The 15,807-nt window shown below is 70.3% G+C and carries 16 protein-coding genes and 1 pseudogene; 10 read left to right on the forward strand and 7 right to left on the reverse strand.

Annotation, left to right across the window (positions count from 1 at the left end; all coding sequences use genetic code 11):
- Nucleotides 1-88 precede the first annotated feature (88 nt).
- From EI982_RS06200 to EI982_RS06210, 3 genes are all read left to right on the forward strand, one after another.
- Nucleotides 89-463: a YlbF/YmcA family competence regulator gene (locus EI982_RS06200; protein WP_157688659.1), complete on the forward strand. Its 375-nt coding sequence runs from the start codon at nt 89-91 to the stop codon at nt 461-463.
- A gap of 73 nt (nt 464-536) precedes the next feature.
- A complete protein-coding gene (locus EI982_RS06205; protein ID WP_157688660.1) occupies nt 537-1,178 on the forward strand; it encodes a MinD/ParA family ATP-binding protein in 642 nt (213 codons plus the stop codon).
- A 9-nt stretch (nt 1,179-1,187) separates the two neighbouring features.
- The gene (locus EI982_RS06210) at nt 1,188-1,811 is read left to right on the forward strand and encodes an RAD55 family ATPase (protein ID WP_157688661.1); all 624 of its coding nucleotides are present in this window, start codon (nt 1,188-1,190) and stop codon (nt 1,809-1,811) included.
- A gap of 72 nt (nt 1,812-1,883) precedes the next feature.
- On the opposite strand, the gene EI982_RS06215 is transcribed toward EI982_RS06210, so the two are convergent.
- Nucleotides 1,884-2,885: an FKBP-type peptidyl-prolyl cis-trans isomerase gene (locus EI982_RS06215; RefSeq protein ID WP_157688662.1), complete on the reverse strand. Its 1,002-nt coding sequence runs from the start codon at nt 2,883-2,885 to the stop codon at nt 1,884-1,886.
- A 114-nt stretch (nt 2,886-2,999) separates the two neighbouring features.
- On the opposite strand from EI982_RS06215, the gene cyaB reads away from it, so the two are divergent.
- From cyaB to EI982_RS06235, 4 genes are all read left to right on the forward strand, one after another.
- Nucleotides 3,000-3,548: a class IV adenylate cyclase gene (gene cyaB / locus EI982_RS06220; protein WP_157688664.1), complete on the forward strand. Its 549-nt coding sequence runs from the start codon at nt 3,000-3,002 to the stop codon at nt 3,546-3,548.
- 62 nt (nt 3,549-3,610) lie between these two features.
- Nucleotides 3,611-4,831: a methionine adenosyltransferase gene (locus tag EI982_RS06225; RefSeq protein WP_157688666.1), complete on the forward strand. Its 1,221-nt coding sequence runs from the start codon at nt 3,611-3,613 to the stop codon at nt 4,829-4,831.
- Nucleotides 4,832-5,037: 206 nt separating this feature from the next.
- Nucleotides 5,038-6,174 (forward strand): tRNA sulfurtransferase, encoded by a 1,137-nt coding sequence (locus EI982_RS06230; RefSeq protein ID WP_233255343.1) that lies wholly within the window; start codon nt 5,038-5,040, stop codon nt 6,172-6,174.
- A 46-nt stretch (nt 6,175-6,220) separates the two neighbouring features.
- Nucleotides 6,221-6,673, forward strand: coding sequence for a DUF5804 family protein (locus EI982_RS06235; protein WP_157691077.1), 453 nt, complete (start codon nt 6,221-6,223; stop codon nt 6,671-6,673).
- Here EI982_RS06235 and EI982_RS06240 read toward each other — a convergent pair.
- Both EI982_RS06240 and ligA read right to left on the reverse strand, forming a co-directional pair.
- Nucleotides 6,670-7,560: a PLP-dependent cysteine synthase family protein gene (locus EI982_RS06240; RefSeq protein WP_157688667.1), complete on the reverse strand. Its 891-nt coding sequence runs from the start codon at nt 7,558-7,560 to the stop codon at nt 6,670-6,672. The genes EI982_RS06235 and EI982_RS06240 overlap by 4 nt on opposite strands.
- Before the next feature lie 52 nt (nt 7,561-7,612).
- On the reverse strand, nt 7,613-9,649 hold the full coding sequence (gene ligA, locus EI982_RS06245) for an NAD-dependent DNA ligase LigA (RefSeq protein ID WP_157688669.1): 2,037 nt from the start codon (nt 9,647-9,649) through the stop codon (nt 7,613-7,615).
- Nucleotides 9,650-9,763: 114 nt separating this feature from the next.
- On the opposite strand from ligA, the gene EI982_RS06250 reads away from it, so the two are divergent.
- The gene (locus tag EI982_RS06250; protein WP_157688671.1) at nt 9,764-10,141 is read left to right on the forward strand and encodes a thioredoxin family protein; all 378 of its coding nucleotides are present in this window, start codon (nt 9,764-9,766) and stop codon (nt 10,139-10,141) included.
- Nucleotides 10,142-10,151: 10 nt separating this feature from the next.
- On the opposite strand, the gene EI982_RS06255 is transcribed toward EI982_RS06250, so the two are convergent.
- A complete protein-coding gene (locus tag EI982_RS06255; RefSeq protein WP_157688672.1) occupies nt 10,152-12,356 on the reverse strand; it encodes a thioredoxin domain-containing protein in 2,205 nt (734 codons plus the stop codon).
- Nucleotides 12,357-12,472: 116 nt separating this feature from the next.
- On the opposite strand from EI982_RS06255, the gene EI982_RS06260 reads away from it, so the two are divergent.
- Both EI982_RS06260 and EI982_RS06265 read left to right on the forward strand, forming a co-directional pair.
- Nucleotides 12,473-13,552, forward strand: a complete 1,080-nt coding sequence (locus EI982_RS06260; RefSeq protein ID WP_157688674.1) for an ATP-binding protein — start codon at nt 12,473-12,475, stop codon at nt 13,550-13,552.
- Between the two features lie 30 nt (nt 13,553-13,582).
- Nucleotides 13,583-14,428, forward strand: coding sequence for an aldo/keto reductase (locus EI982_RS06265; RefSeq protein WP_157688676.1), 846 nt, complete (start codon nt 13,583-13,585; stop codon nt 14,426-14,428).
- A gap of 89 nt (nt 14,429-14,517) precedes the next feature.
- On the opposite strand, the pseudogene EI982_RS18670 reads toward EI982_RS06265, so the two are convergent.
- The 3 genes and pseudogenes from EI982_RS18670 to EI982_RS06280 form a co-directional block, all read right to left on the reverse strand.
- A pseudogene (locus EI982_RS18670) lies at nt 14,518-14,636 on the reverse strand (phosphoribosylamine-glycine ligase); the annotation flags it as partial.
- 56 nt (nt 14,637-14,692) lie between these two features.
- Nucleotides 14,693-15,481 (reverse strand): hypothetical protein, encoded by a 789-nt coding sequence (locus EI982_RS06275; RefSeq protein ID WP_157688677.1) that lies wholly within the window; start codon nt 15,479-15,481, stop codon nt 14,693-14,695.
- 60 nt (nt 15,482-15,541) lie between these two features.
- Nucleotides 15,542-15,784: a hypothetical protein gene (locus tag EI982_RS06280; protein WP_157688678.1), complete on the reverse strand. Its 243-nt coding sequence runs from the start codon at nt 15,782-15,784 to the stop codon at nt 15,542-15,544.
- Nucleotides 15,785-15,807 lie beyond the last annotated feature (23 nt).

Consider the following 15,807-nt stretch of genomic DNA (forward strand, 5'->3'; position numbering starts at 1 on the left):
ACCTCCGCCCGGGCCCCGGCCGCGGCGGCGGATCGGGCGGGCGGACCGAGGGCGGCAAATTGAAACGCGGTGAGGGGTAAGGGAAAGTATGAGCACGACGACGAGCCGGCTGGAGGATCTGGGGACGGAACTCGGCGAAGCCATCGCGGACTCGCCCGCCTACGAACGGTTCGAGGAGGCGAAGGCCGCCGTCGAGGACGACCCGGACGCCCAGGAGCGGATCGCCGAGGTCGAACGCCTCCGCGACGAGTTCGTCGCGGCCCGCGAGGCCGGCGAGGCGAGCCAGGACCACGTCGCGAAGCTCCAGCAGGCACAGAACGACCTCCACTCGATGCCGGTGATGGAGGAGTACCTGAACGCTCAGGAGGCGCTCCAGAGCCAGCTCGAGGCGATCAACGTGGCGATTTCGGAGCCGCTCTCCGTCGACTTCGGTGGGGAAGCGGGCGGGTGCTGTCAGGACTGACCGAACCGATCGAGTGAGTCGGGCGGCGACCGGTCCCCCGACGTTCAAATCCGGTGCCGCGCCCACTCCCCCCATGCTCGCCATCGCCGGAGGCAAGGGTGGAGTGGGGAAGACGACGACGGCGCTCGGCCTAGCCGCGGCGCTCGCCCCACCGGTCGTCGCGGCCGACGCCGACGCCGACATGCCGAACCTGCACGCGCTCGCCGGCGTGGACCGCGACCCGACGCTCGCCGCCGTCGACGACCGGGGGGTGGCCGGGGTCGCACAGTCCAAGTCCGGCGATTCAGGGGTTGACGTCCTGCCCGCGCCACACGTCGGCGACGCCGACCCGGCCGCGCTCGCCCGGGCGCTCGACAGGGTGGCCGCGGCCGACCGGCCGGCGCTCGTGGACTGCCCCGGTGGGGCCGGCCCGGACGCCGCTGCCCCGCTCCGGAGCGCGGATGCGACGCTGCTCGTCACCACGCTCTGTGCGCCGGCACTCCGGGACGCCGTCAAGACGGCCGCGATGGCTCGGACCCTCGACGCGCCGGTGTGTGGCGTGGTGTTGACCCGCACGCGGTCGGCACCCGACGCGGTGACCGACCTCCTCGGCTGTCCGGTGGCCGCGTCGGTTCCGCCCGCCGACCCGCCGGTGCTCGACGACGAACGGGTACGGCGCGCCTACCGGCGCCTCGCGACGAATCTGGGAGAAGACATATTAGCGTCCCAGTCGTGAGGAGGAACGATGGCCAGGCGTCTGCCGACGGGTATCTCGGTCCTCGACAGACAGCTCGACGGGGGGATTCCGCCGGGGAGCATCCTCCTGTTGAGCGCCGATCCGGCCAGCCAGTCGGAGTCGCTACTGTACGAGATCGCGGCCGCGAGGGGGACGCTGTACGTGACGACGATCCGCTCTGAACAGGCGGTTCGCGACGCAATCGACCGGTACGGCGGCAGCGTCGACCGTCTGTCGGTCCGCGACGCCGGCGACTACCCGCCCATCGACAACGCCACCCGACTGGTGAAGGACGTCCCCGAGAACGCCAACCTCCTCATCGACGTCGTCGATCCGCTGGAGGACGCCGAGCCGACCCGGTACCGCCGCTTCCTCAACGAACTCCAGACCCACATGGTCAACACGGGGTCGATCGCGGTGTTACACGCCATGCACGGCGAGAGCAGCCCGAACCGGGCGCTCACGGAACACATGGCCGACGTGGTGTTCGATCTCCGGACCGACACCAGCGGTTCACAGATCGTCAACCGACTCGCCGTTCCCAAGTTCCGCGGCGGGAGCGCCCTCGAGGAGACGATCAAGCTGAAGCTCACCGACGGCGTCACGATCGACACCAGCCGCGACATCGCGTAGACGGCGTCGACGCTCCCACGGGTCGGGAACGACGCGGCTGGGGGAACGTGCGCCCCCGGTCCGAGAACCGGATTACTCCTCGAGGTCGACGTCCTCGTCGAGTTCCTCGACGATTTCGTCGGCGTCGACGTCGACGTCTTCGAGGGCTTCCTCGACGTCCGCACCGCCGGCGCCGCCCATGCCGCCCATCATACCGCCCATGCCGCCCATCATGCCGCCCGTCCCGTCGATGGTCTCCTGAACGATGACCCGATCGAGGTCGAGTCGGTCCATGATCTGCTGGGCGATCTGCTGTTTCTGGAAGAGCCACTGCTGGTTCATCGTCATCGTCGGCGTGGCCTCGATGTACAGCGTCTCCTTCTCGACCGTCTGGGTCTCGGTCTCGTACTCGGGGTCCTCGTCGTCGTCACCCTCGACTTCGACCTGGACCTCCTCCTCGACCTCGTCGGTCTCGATCCAAACCTCGGGCGCGTGGTCGAGGTACATGCCGAGCAGCCCCTGGGCCTGTTCCGCGGGATCGTCGACGACGTCGAGGACCTCGTAGTCGTATTCGAGGTCCTCGCCGGCCAGCGGGTGGTTGAAGTCGACGCGCGCGCGGCCGCCGATGATCGTCTCGACGTGGCCCTGCTGGCCGTCGACGGTGACGTGGGCGCCGGGGTAGCGGTCGTCCTCGTCGATCTTCTCGGCGCTGACGGTGCGCACGTCGTCGGGATCGAACTCGCCGAACGCCTCGACGGAATCGATCTCGACGGTGTTCTCGTCGCCGACCGACTTGCCGATCAGGTCGTCGTCGACGGCCTGGAAGACGTGGCCGGCGCCGATGACGACGGTCCGGGGCTCGAACTCGTGGTCCTCCTCGTCGATCCCGGCCTCCTCGGCCACCTCCTGGCTGGTCGTGTCGACGACCTGGCCGTCGTCCGCGGTGCGGACGGTGTAGGAGAGGCGGACGAAGTCACCGTCCTGCAGGCCGGACGCCTCCTCGGTCTCGGACTCGGTTGCAGTCTCCGCGTCGGGGTCATCGGCCGTGTCGGCGTCTACCGGCTCGTCGGCCGATTCGGCCTGTTCGTCACTCATACCACCCACAACTCCCGTGCGACCCTTAAGAATCACGTTTCCCGTCCGACGGGATCGGGACCCCCCTCATCGCCGACAGCGGGCTTTTTCGGCCCCGCTCCCGACGGGTGCGATATGTACGAAGTCGAGTTGAAGGTGCGGGCGTCCCACGAGGCGGTCCGGGAGCGACTGTCGGCGCTCGGCGCCGAGCGCGTCGGGCGCGTCCGACAGGTCGACACCTACTACGACGCTCCCCACCGGGATTTCGCCGAGACCGACGAGGCGCTCCGGATCCGACGCGAGGAGGCCGACGACGGCTCCACGACCCGGATCACGTACAAGGGTCCGCTGGTCGAGGCGGCCTCGAAGACCCGCCGCGAGGTGGAGACGGGGGTCGACGACGCCGATCGGCTGGACGAGATCCTCGGCGCGCTCGGCTTCTCGCCGGCGGCTGTCGTCGAGAAGGACCGCGAGCGGTACGCCCTCGACGGCTATACCGTGACGCTGGACACCGTCGGCGACCTCGGGGAGTTCGTCGAGATCGATCGCGAGGCGTCGGAGACGGATCTGGAGACGGTCCGGGAGGCCGCCGCCGCCCACCTCCGGGACCTCGGCCTCGATCCCGACGAACAGCTCCGGACGTCGTATCTCGGCCTCCTGCTGGACGCCGACGATTCCTCGTAGTAATACTGCGGTGGCCAAAGGTTTCCGCAAGTTATAGCACCCGGCGGCGACAACCTCCGTCGATGAGCGACCGGAACATCCGAATCGAGTCCGTCGACCGGCGCGCGGTCGAGGACCAGGAGGTGGAGATCGTGGAGCGGAAGGGGATCGGTCATCCCGACTCCCTCTGTGACGGGATCGCCGAGAACGTCTCGCGTGCGCTGTCGAACCTCTATCTCGAACGCGTGGGCGAAGTGCTTCACTACAACACCGACGAGACGCAGTTGGCCGCGGGCAACGCCGCGCCCGCGTTCGGCGGCGGCGAGGTGGTCGAACCGATCTACGTCCTGATCGTGGGGCGCGCGACCCGCGAGTACGAGGCGGCGGACGGCACCGAGTACACCCTCCCCGTCGACTCGACCGCGCTCGCGGCGGCCCGCGACTACCTGAACGAAGTGGTCCCCGAGCTCGACTTCGGAACCGACGTCGTCGTGGACGTTCGGCTGGGCGAGGGAAGCGGCGACCTCCAGACCGTCTTCGGCGAGGACGGGGCGTCCGTCCCGATGGCGAACGACACGAGCTTCGGTGTCGGCCACGCGCCGCTGACCGAGACCGAGCGGATCGTCCGCGACGCCGAGGAGTACCTCAACGGTCCCTACGCGGACGAGAACCCGGAACTCGGCCCGGACGTGAAGATCATGGGCAAACGCGAGGGCGACCACATCGACCTGACGGTGGCGGCGGCAATGATCGACCGTCACCTCGCCGATATGGCGGCGTACCGCGACGGCGTCGACCGGGTCCGTGAGGCCGTCACCGACCTCGCCGAGTCCCGTACCGATCGCAGCGTCGCCGTCGAGGTGAACACCGCCGACGACTACCAGGAAGGCTCCATCTACCTCACCACGACCGGCACCAGCGCCGAACAGGGCGACGACGGCTCCGTCGGCCGCGGCAACCGCGCCAACGGCCTCATCACGCCCAACCGGCCGATGAGTATGGAGGCCACGAGCGGCAAGAATCCCGTCAACCACATCGGCAAGATCTACAACCTCCTCAGCACGCGCATCGCGGAGTCGGTCGTCGAGGAGGTCCCCGGAATCCGGGAGTTCCGGGTTCGCCTGCTCTCCCAGATCGGCCGCCCGATCGACCGACCCCACGTCGCCGACGCCTTCGTCGTGTGCGAGGACGACGTCTCCCTCTCCGACATCGACGCCGACATCGAGGCAATCGTCGACCGGGAACTCGCCGACGTGACCGACGTGACCCGCTCGGTCATCGAGGGCGAACTCCGCACGTTCTGATACCGATTAGTGTAACTGTTTACCGGTGGTTCGCCGCCACGGTCCGGCGAACCACCGGTGATGACTTACACTAAACCGTATGACGGCCGGATCGAACCACCCTAGTACCCCGACCGCCTACGGCAGCCGTGACCGTGGACGAGCGCGACGCCGGCACCGACGCCGAAGCCGACGCGGACGCCGACTCCCCCACCGACGCCGTCCTCGTGAGCTTCGGCGAACTCTCGACGAAGAGCAGCGAGGTGCGGGGGAGGATGACCCGTCGCCTCCGGGACAACGTCGCCGCACTCCTCGCGGACCGCGGTGTCGAGGCGACGGTCGAGCGGACCTGGGCTCGGCTCGTCGTCCACACCCCCGATCCCGAACGCGCGGCCCGGACCGCCGCCGACGCGCCGGGCGTCGTCTGGGCACGGCCGTCGACGACCCGCCCCGCCGACCCCGACGCCGTCGGCGACGCGCTCGCCGCCCTCGCGCGGGCCGCGCCACCCGTCGACACCTACGCCGTCCGCGCCCGACGGGTCGGCGACGACGACGACCACGACTTCTCCAGTCGCGACCTGGAACGGGAGGGCGGGCGGGTCGTCGGCGCCGTCACCGACGCCTCGGTCGACCTCGAGGACCCCGACCGTACGTACCACGTCGAGGTACGGGACGACCGCGCCCACGTCGCCGCCCGGAGCGTCGCGGGACCCGGCGGGCTGCCCGTGGGGACGCAGGCACCCCTCGTCGCGCTCGTCAGCGGCGGCCACGACTCCCCGGTCGCGGCCTACGAGGCGATGCGCCGCGGGTCGCCGATCCGCCCCCTGTACGTCAGTCTGGGCGTCTACGGCGGCCCCGACCACGAGGCCCGCGCCGCCGCGACCGTCGACCGTCTCGCGGGCTACGCCCCCAACTTCGACTGTCGGCTCCGGATCGTCCCCGGGGGCGGGATCGCCGAACGGCTGGTGGCCGACGTCGGGGACACGCGGATGCTCTCGTGGCGGCGCGCGCTCCTCCGGATGGCCGAGGTCGTCGTGCAGCGCACCGACGCGGTCGGGATCGTCACCGGCGAGGCCATCGGCCAGAAGTCGAGTCAGACCGCGGCGAACCTCGCGGTCACCGACGCGGCGGTCGACGCCCCGGTCCACCGGCCGCTGCTCACCCGGGACAAGGACGTGATCGTCGAGCAAGCACGCGCCATCGACACTTACGAGGACTCCTCGATCACGGTTGGCTGTGAACGGCTCGATCCCGACACCCCCGCGACGGGGGCGACCCTCGACGCGGTCGAGGCGGCCGAGCCGGACGGCCTGCTCGCCGACGCCGCGGCCGCCGTCGACGACCTGTGGATCGTCGATGAGTGAGCGGGCCGGCGCAATCGATTTAGGGTCGCCCGCCGACCACACGACCGTGACGCAGGTCTGTCTCGTCGGGGACGCAGCCGTCGATCTCCGGTACGAACTGCTCTCGCGGGAGACGTCGCGGGCGGCGCTGGCCACCTACGACCTCCACGAGCCGTTCGCCAACACGGTGGCCGTCGACACCGTCAGCCTCGGGGCCGCCGTCTCGCTTCTGAACGACCTGAACTGGTATCTCGTCCGCTTCGCCGACTGCGCGCTGGTCCGGGAGCCCTCCGTCTCGACCGACGAGTGGCTCTCCCGTGACCTCGCGACGGCCGTCCGCGACGGCGACGTCGACCCCGACGACACCGGAGGGTTCCTCCGCGTCTACGGCCTCGACGGCGACGAACTCGTCGAACCCATGTACGCGACCCGCGTCGACGGGAGCGTCCCGGAGTACGACCTCCGTCCGGTCGACGAGACGGTCGTCGTCCGCGTGACCGAAGCCGAGTTCGGCGGTTAGTCGAACAGCCCGGTCGACATGTAGCGCTCGCCGCTGTCCCAGAACACCGTGACCACGAGCGGGTCCTCGGCGTCGAGGCGCTCGGCGACGCGTTTCGCGCCGACGCTCGACGCGCCGCTCGACTGACCGACGAGGATCCCCTCCTCGCGGGCGAGGCGCCGACACTCCGCCTCGGCGGCCGAGAGCGATACGTCCTCCACGCCGTCGAGCAGGTCCACGTCGACGTTCTCGGCGACGAATCCCGGCCCCATGCCCTGGAAGTCGTCGTCGCCCGGGTCGCCGCTCAGGAACCGGTTGGTATCGGGCTGGACGCCCACGACCGTCATCTCGGGGAACGCCTCCTGCAGGCGACGGCCGGTTCCCGAGATGGTACCGCCGGTGCCGACCCCACAGACCAGCGCGTCCACGGTCCGGTCGCCCACCTGTTCGACGATTTCGGGACCCGTCGTCCGGTAGTGGGCCTCGGGGTTCGCGGGGTTCTCGAACTGGCGCATCTGGACCATCCCCTCGGCCTCCAGCCGGTCCGCGCGCTCCCTCGCCGTGTCCATCTCGCCGTCGACGAGTTCCACCTCGGCGCCGTAGGCCTCCATGAGTGCCCGCCGCTCGGGCGACTTCGAGGACGGCATCACGACCCGGACGTCGTACCCCTTGGCGGCGCCGACGACGGCGAGGCCGATACCCGTGTTCCCGCTGGTCGGTTCGACGATGGTGTCGCCGGGTTCGAGTTCGCCCCGCTCCTCCGCGGCCTCGACCATCGCCTTCGCCGGGCGGTCCTTCGCGGAGCCGCCCGGGTTCTTCGACTCGATTTTCGCCGCCACGGTCGTCCCCGGCGGGGAGTCGATCCGCACCAAGGGCGAGCCGATGGCGTCGAGGACGCTGTCGTGCATGGGAACTCGGTTCGGGATCGGTGCCTAAATCGGTGGTGGAACCGGGGATACCCTACAGCCGCGACAGGATCCGCTCCTCGAAGTCCGTGGGGTCGAGGGTCTCGACACCCTCCTCGTCGGCGCGCTCGCGCTTTCGCCGCCCGGGGTTCTCGCCGACGACGAGGAAGTCCGTCTCGCCGCTGACCGAGGACGTGACGTTCGCGCCGTGGGTTTCGAGCAGTTCCGAGAGCTCCGACCGGGTGTACCCCGGGACGCTGCCCGTGAACACGACGGTCAGGCCGTCGAGTTCGTCCCCCCTGTCCCGGCGCTCGGGGTCGACGCCGGCGTCGAGCAGGCGCTCGACCGTCTCGACGTTCGCCTCGGCGTCGAAGTAGGAGACGACGGCCTCGGCCACCTCCGGACCGACGTCCTCGACGGCCAGCAGGTCGTCGACGCTCGCGTCCAGCAACTCGTCGAGCGAGAAGGCGGCCGCGAGCGCGCGCGCCCGCTCGGTCCCGACGTGGCGGATGCCGAGCGCGTAGACGAACGTCCCGAGGTCGACGGTCTTGCTCCGCTCCAGTTCGGCCAGCAGGTTCTCGGCCGACCGCTCGCCCCAGCCGTCGAGCGCGGCGAGGTCCGCGACGTCGAGGGCGTAGAGATCCGCGAGCGACTCGACCAGCCCCGCCTCGACCAGCCGATCGGCCGCCGCCTCACCGATCCCCTCGACGTCCATCGCGTCCCGCGAACAGAAATGTTGGAGGCTGCGCCGGAGCTGTGCCGGACACGAGGCGTTCGTACAGTAGTGGTGCTCGCCCTCCTCGACGACCGGCCCGTCGCAGACGGGACAGGTCCCGGGCATCTCGAAGGCCTCGCCGGCGTCGTCGTCGACCACCTCGACCACCTCCGGGATGACGTCGCCGGCGCGTTCGATCCGGACGGCCGCGCCCTCGTGGACCCCGAGGTCGCGGACCTGCGCGGCGTTGTGAAGCGTTGCACGGCTGATCGTGACACCCTGCAGGTCGACGGGGTCGAGGAGGGCGACCGGCGTCAGCTTGCCCGTCCGCCCCACCTGGACGACGATCCGTTCGACGGTCGTCTCGCCGGTCCGGGCGGGGAACTTGTAGGCGAAGGCCCACCGGGGGTGACGCGCGGTCGACCCCAGGCGCTCGCGGGCCTCGAAATCGTCGACCTTGGCGACGACGCCGTCGATCTCGTACTCCAAGTCGTCGCGGGCGGCCATGAGCCGGTCGCGGTAGTCGAGCACCGCTTCGACGTCCTCGACCAGCGTCGTCTCGTCGTTCACCCGGAACCCCAACTCGCGGAGCAGATCGAACGCCTCGCGCTGGGAGGAAAGCGTCGCCGACGTCTCGATCACGTCGTAGAAGAAGACGTCGAGCGGACGGTCGGCGACAGTCGAGGGGTCGAGCAGGCGGACCGTCCCCGCCGCCGCGTTCCGCGGGTTGGCGAAGGGGTCCTCGCCGCGCTCGATCCGCCGCTCGTTCAGCGCCTGAAACCCCGAGCGGGGCATATACACCTCGCCGCGCACGGCCAGAAATTCCGGGGCATCCCGCAGGTGCAGGGGGACGCTGCCGACCGTGCGGACGTTCGCGGAGACGTCCTCGCCTTCCTCGCCGTCGCCGCGGGTGACCGCACGCTCGAAGACGCCGTCCTCGTAGACCACCTCGATCGAGAACCCGTCGAACTTCGGCTCCGCGGAGTAGGTCACGTCGCCGACGGCCTCCCGGATGCGGCGGTCGAACTCGCGGATCTCCGCGGCGTCGCCCGAGGACTGCAGGCTCAGGAGGGGCACGACGTGTTCGACCGTCTCCAGTCCGTCGAGGGGTTCGCCCCCGACCCGGCGGGTGGGCGAGCGCTCGTCGTCGAGGTCGAACGCCGCCTCCAGTTCGGCCAGCCGGTCGAACAGCGCGTCGTAGGTTCGGTCGGCGATAACGGGGTCGTTCGCCACGTAGTACCGGTAGTCGTGGTACTCGATCGCCTCCCTGAGTCGCCGGACCTGCTCGCGGGCGGTCGCCGCGTCGAGGTCGTCGACCGGCGCGAACGACGTGTCCGGGTCGCGTACGTACGGGTTGTCCGCTGGTTCCTCGACCATCTCGCTGTCCACACAGGGGACCGCCGGATACGAATAGCCGGCGACTCGCCGGCGCGCCGGTCGGCCTGGGGCGGGAACGTCGGGGTTAAGCCCGTGGACGTGGTAGCCGCTCTCATGACCGAGACACTGGAAACGATGGATCCGACCGGGACGTGGGACGGCGACGACGAGGTACTGGCGGCGCTCGGCCGCGAGGGACTGACCTACATGGTGTGGGGCGCGGACTGGTGTGGCGACTGCCGGGGACAGTTGCCGGCCTTCGCGGCCGCGCTCGAGGCCGCCGGCGTCCCCGACGAGCGGATCGAGCGGTACCCCGTCGACGACGACAAGCACGGTGAGGGCGTCGACGCGTACGGCGTCGAGTACATCCCGACGGTCGTCGTCGAACGGGCGGGCGAGGAGGTCGCCCGGTTCGTCGAGGAGGAGCCGGAACCGATCGCCGAGTACCTCGCGGCACGGATCGCCGAGCGCGACGAGCGGGCACAGGCGTAGCCGCTTTTCTTCAGCGATCGGCCAGCCACGACAGCGCCGCGTCCAGATCCGTCTGTGGCGGCGAACAGGTGAAATCGCGGCAGGCGTACGCCGTCGGCTCCCCGTCGACGGCGTCCCGGTTCGCCCAGATCGGCGGCACCGCGTCGACGCCGAGGGTCGCGAGCCAGTCGTCGAGGGCGTCGTCGTCGGCCGGCCGAGGGGCGATCACGCCCGTCGGGAGCGGCGTCTCGGCGAGCGTCTCCCGCCACGCGGTCGGCAGGTCGTCGGCGGCGAGCGTCAACTCGACCGGGCCGCGGGTGTGGGCGTCGGCCGCGAGGACGAGCGAGGCGTGTTCGAGCGGACTTCCCCGGATCCGGTCGGCGTGGGTCGACAGGACCTGCTCGGTGATCGCCGCGAAGTCCTCGTCGGGGACGAAGAGGTCGAGGTCCTCGAAGAGGGCGGCGGCGACGCCGAGGCTCGACGGCGTCGACTGATCGTTCAGTTCCTGGGGTCGAGTCACCAGCGCCTCGCCGTCCGCGGGCGTGTAGTAGAGCGTCCCCGCCTCCGCGTCCCAGAACTCGGACCGGACGACGCGAGCGAGGTCGAGCGCGAACGCGAGGTGGTCGACCTCGCCGGTCACCTGATAGCAGTCGAACGCCCCCTTCGCGAGGAAGGCGTAGTCGTCGAGGTAGCCCTCGACCGCGACGTCGCCACGTCGAGACGCGGTCTCGCCTGCCCCCGACCCTGGCTCGGAGACGTCCTTGTAGCGGCGGGAGAGGCGCTTCGTGTCGGCGTCCCAGAGGTGTTCGCGGACGAACGCGAGGGCGTCCGTCGCGGTGCCCGCGAGGGCCGGATCGAGAACGCGTGCCCCGGCCGCGACGGCGGAGATAGCGAGGCCGTTCCACCCCGCTAGCACCTTCTCGTCGCGGGCCGGTCGAGGGCGCTCGGCGCGGGCCTCGAAGGCCCGACCCCGCGCGGCCATCAGAGCGCGTTCGACCGCCTCGACCGGCAGGTCGTACGACTCGGCGAGGGTGGCGTACCCCGTCGTCGCCGTGAGGACGGTCGTCCCGCGCTCGAAGTTGCCACCGGACTCGACGCCGTAGCGGTCACAGAACAGGTCCGCAGCCGTCCCGGCGTCGACGCCGTCGACGTCCAGGTCCGCGAGCGCGTCGTGGACCTCCTCGGGGGTCCAGACGTAGAACGCACCCTCGGCGTCCCCGGCGTCGTCGCCGCCGCGCGACGCGGGCGGACGACTCTGGGCGTCGAGCGTGCTGTAGAACCCGCCCTCGGGGTGCCGTAACTCGCGTTCGAGGAAGGCGACCGTCTCGGCGGCGACGCGGGCGTAGCGGTCCGCCCCCGTCACCTGGGCGGCCAGCAGGTACACCCGCGGGAGTTCCGCGTTGTCGTAGAGCATCTTCTCGAAGTGGGGGACGGTCCACTCGCGGTCGGTCGCGTAGCGGTGGAAGCCGCCGCCGACGTGGTCGTAGAGGCCGCCGGTCGCCATGGCGTCGAGCGCCTCGACGGCTACCTCGCGGGACGCTTCGTCGCCGTCGAGGGTCGCCGCTCTGAGCAGGAGGTCGAGCCGGCGGGGCTGGGGGAACTTCGGTCCGCCGGAGCCGAAGCCGCCGTGTTCGCGGTCGGCGCTCCGGATCGCCGCCGCCGTCGCCGACCCCAGGAGGTCCGATTCCGGCGGGTCGCCCGGGGACTCCGGCGTCGACTCCAGTTCGTCGGTGATGGCCGCGGTCCACTGGTCGGCGCGGTTCTCGATCTCCTCGCGGTCCTCCCGCCAGGACCGCGAGATGTCCTCGAGCAACTGCAGGAAGCCGGGGCGGCCACGTTTCGGCTCCCGCGGGAAGTACGTCCCGACGTAGAAGGGCTTGCCCTCCGGCGTGAGAAAGACCGAGAGGGGCCATCCGCCGCCGCCCGAGACCAGTTGGCAGATGGTCTGGTAGACGCTGTCGACGTCCGGGCGCTCCTCGCGGTCGACCTTGATCGGGACGAAGTCCTCGTTGAGCGCCGACGCGACAGCCTCGTCCTGGAAGCTCTCCGCCTCCATGACGTGACACCAGTGACAGGCGGCGTAGCCGACCGAGAGGAAGATGGGCACGTCGTGCTCCCGGGCCGCCGACAACGCCGCCTCGTCCCACGGTTGCCAGTTCACCGGGTTGTCGGCGTGCTGTTCGAGATACGGGCTGGCCTCCTCGTCGAGACGGTTCCGACGCGTCGGCGTCGTCATGGTCGTCGATTGGGTGCCCAGACAGGTAAAGCCAACAGAACCCGACCGATCGGTCGGGTCACCGCCACCGGGCGAACACAGGTAACCGTTTTGTAGGAGGTACACGATTCGGGCGTATGGACGTACCGGCGTGGGAACGGCGACTCGTCGTCCATGCGCCGTCGCTGATCGTCGTCCTCGCGCTCGCCGTCGCCGTCGTCTCGGTCGCCAACTTCGTCGCCGACATCGAGCGTCTCGGCGTCGGTATCGGCCCCGTCCTCGCGCTCGCGCTCTGTCTCTCGCTTTCGGCCGGCCTGCTCTGGCTGGGTCGCTGGCTGTCGACGTCCGATCTCCCCCTCGCCGACACCTGGTCGGTCGTTCGGTGGTGTCTCGGGGGGATGGCCGCGTTCGTCACCCTGTCCTCGCTGACGGTCGCCGTGCGCCTCCTGGAGGGACGGGCCGTCGGCGGGGCGGCGTTCGGCGTCATCGTCGTCGGCACGGGCGGCGGCATCGGCGGCGGGATGGTCGGCATCTACTACGCCCGGGCGAAGCGTGCGGCCCGCGAGGCCGACCGCCGCCGCGACGCGCTCGTCTTTCTGAACAGCCACCTCCGGCACAACGTGTTGAACGCGACCCAGGTCATCCAGGGGTACACCGGACTGCTCGGCGAGCGGACCGAGGGCACCGAGGAGTATCTCGGCCCGATCGAGCGCCGGAGCGACGCCATCGCGGCGCTCATCGAGGACGTGAAGCGACTGTCGGACGTGTTCGCCGGGGAGCAGGATCCGGAGCCGATGGACGTCTCGACGCGGGTCCTGCGGGCCGTCGAGGAGGTCCGGTCGACGTATCCGGAGGCGACCGTCGAGACGGACGTGGAACCGGAGCTGTACGTGTTGGCGACCGACGCCGTCTCGGCGGTCTTTTCGAACCTCCTCCGCAACGCGGTCCAGCACCACGACCGCCCGGACCCGACGGTGTGGGTGACCGCCGAACGCGGGGATCGGAGCGTCCGCGTGTCCGTCGCCGACGACGGGCCGGGCATCCGCGACGACGTGAAGGACCACCTCTTCGAGTCGGCCATCGAGTCCGGCGAGGGACGCGGGATCGCCCTCGTGAAGACGCTCCTGAACCACTACGGGGGCGACATCGAGGTGCGCGACAACGACCCCCGCGGGACCGAGGTCGTCGTCGAGTTGCGGCGCCCGCCGGCGCGCTGACTATATCCCGCCGGCGGACCTACGGGCCCCATGCGATCGCTCGACGACACCTGTGAGACGTTCGCCGTCGGCGGCGACCACGCCGTCAACCGCCTCGGATTCGGTGCGATGCGCATCACCGGCGAGGGCGTCCTCGGCCCGCCCGACGACGCCGCCGAGGCCCGGCGCGTCCTCGACCGTGCGGTCGAACTCGGCGTCGACTTCGTCGACACGGCGGACGCCTACGGGCCGGGAACCAGCGAACGCCTGCTCCGCGAGGCCGGGACGCCCGGGGAGGCCCTCGTCGCAACCAAGGGCGGCCTCCTCCGCTCGCCGGAGGGCGACTGGCTCCGCCACGGCGACCCCGACTACCTCCGGAACGCCGCGCTCTGTAGCCGCGACCGACTCGGCGTCGAGACGATCGACCTGTACCAGTATCACGCGCCCGACCCCGACATCCCCATCGAGGCGTCGATGCGGGCGCTCGCCGACCTCAAAGACCGCGGCCTGATCCGTCACGTCGGCGTCAGCAACGTCTCCGTCGACCAACTGGAGCGTGCACGGGACGTCGTCGAGGTAGCGACGGTACAAAACGAGTACAGCGTCGCCGACCGCACCCACGACGACGTCCTCGAAGTCTGCGAGGCGAACGACATCGGCTTCGTCCCCTACTTCCCGCTCGGGGGCGGCGACCTCGGGGCGAAAGCCGACACCCTCGGAGCGGTGGCCGACGCCCACGACGCGACGCCGCGACAGGTCGCGCTCGCGTGGCTGTTGGCGCGCTCGCCGGTGATCCTCCCCATTCCCGGCACGTCGAGCGTCGATCACTTGGAGGAGAACGTCGCCGCGGCCGGACTCGACCTCACCGACGACGAGATGGCGCGACTGTCCGCCTAGGGGAGCCGGGAGAGCTCACGCCTCCTCGTAGGCGGTCGGCACGTCGACGACGTCACTGCCGTCGTCCTCGTTGCCGACGTAGAGAAACCCCGGTCGCACTCGGCTTCGACGTCGTATTTCACGTCGTGGCTCCCCCGTGAATCTGCCACGCGAGGTCGGTGAGCAGGGCGGCGTCGGCCGACACGAAGAGAATGCGGTGGGCGTCCACACCGCCCGGAAGCGGCGGGACGGCAGAGGTATCACGCTCGGCGACAGGGCGACCGGTCAGGACGGGCCGTCCGGAAGGCGTGTCAGGGTCGACTGGTGGTCGCCGACGAGCGTGTCGACGATGGCGTCGACGGTGTCGGAGTCGAACGTCCAGAAGCCGGTGTACCGGCCGTCGTCGTCCTCGCGGGCGAGCAGGGCGCCGTCGTCACGCTCCTCGGGGCCGCGGTACGCGACGAACCAGTAGTCGCCGAGGCAGGCGCCCGACTCGTCGGCGTAGGCGGTCACGCCGTGCCAGTCCGCGGGCGTCCAGTCGGATTGCCCGTACACCGACGTCTCGACCCCGCACGCCGCGAGCTTCCGGTATCGCGACCACAGCGCAGGGTCGTCGCGGAGGAGGGAGAACCGCTGGATCCCCGCGTGGAGTTCGCCGAGCCCGCGACGCCACGCGCGGGTCTCCAGGAGGTGCGAGACGCAGGCCAGCGCGAGTTTCCCCTCGGCGGACAACGAGTAGACGTTGCCGTCGAGTCGGGAGAGGAAGCCCTCGACTGCGGGACTCCGGCCCATCTCGACGTCCGGATCGGGATCGACGTCGCCGGCGAAGGAGTCGTAGAGGTACTCGTGGAGTTCGGCGACGCCGATCGAGCCGAGATAGTCGTCGCCGTCGGTGAGGACGAGGAACGCGTCGGGAAGCGCCGACGCGGAGACGTGTTCCGTCTCGAGGTCGAACCGATCGAAGTAATCGACGATGTCCCCGATCTGCTCGTCGACTGCCGTCCCGTTCACGACGACGATCCGGCGCCGGTGGGACTCCAGTTCGTCGATGAACTGCTGGAGGGAAGGTGACACGGTCGATCCTCGGTGGCCGTTGGTGGGCGATCCACTAATACACTCGGGCGGCGGCGCCGACTAGCCGAGGAACGTCGCCAGAAAGAGCAGGGCGAACCCGAGTGAGAGACAGAAGCCCCCGATCCGGCCGATCCAGGTGTGTTCCCGGACCTCCGTGCGATTCCCCTCGATCCGGTAATCCTGGAACTCCTCGTTGTACTCGACGTAGCTCGGCATCTGGAAGAACTCCACGAACACCAGCGCGCCGCCGAGCGCGCCGAGCGCCGATCCGAGCAGTCTGAGTGCGTTCGCGACCGCGACCATGCCCGGAGGGGCGACTGACGGGG

Origin of the sequence: Haloplanus salinarum, from assembly GCF_009762275.1 — an archaeon.
Taxonomy (GTDB): domain Archaea; phylum Halobacteriota; class Halobacteria; order Halobacteriales; family Haloferacaceae; genus Haloplanus; species Haloplanus salinarum.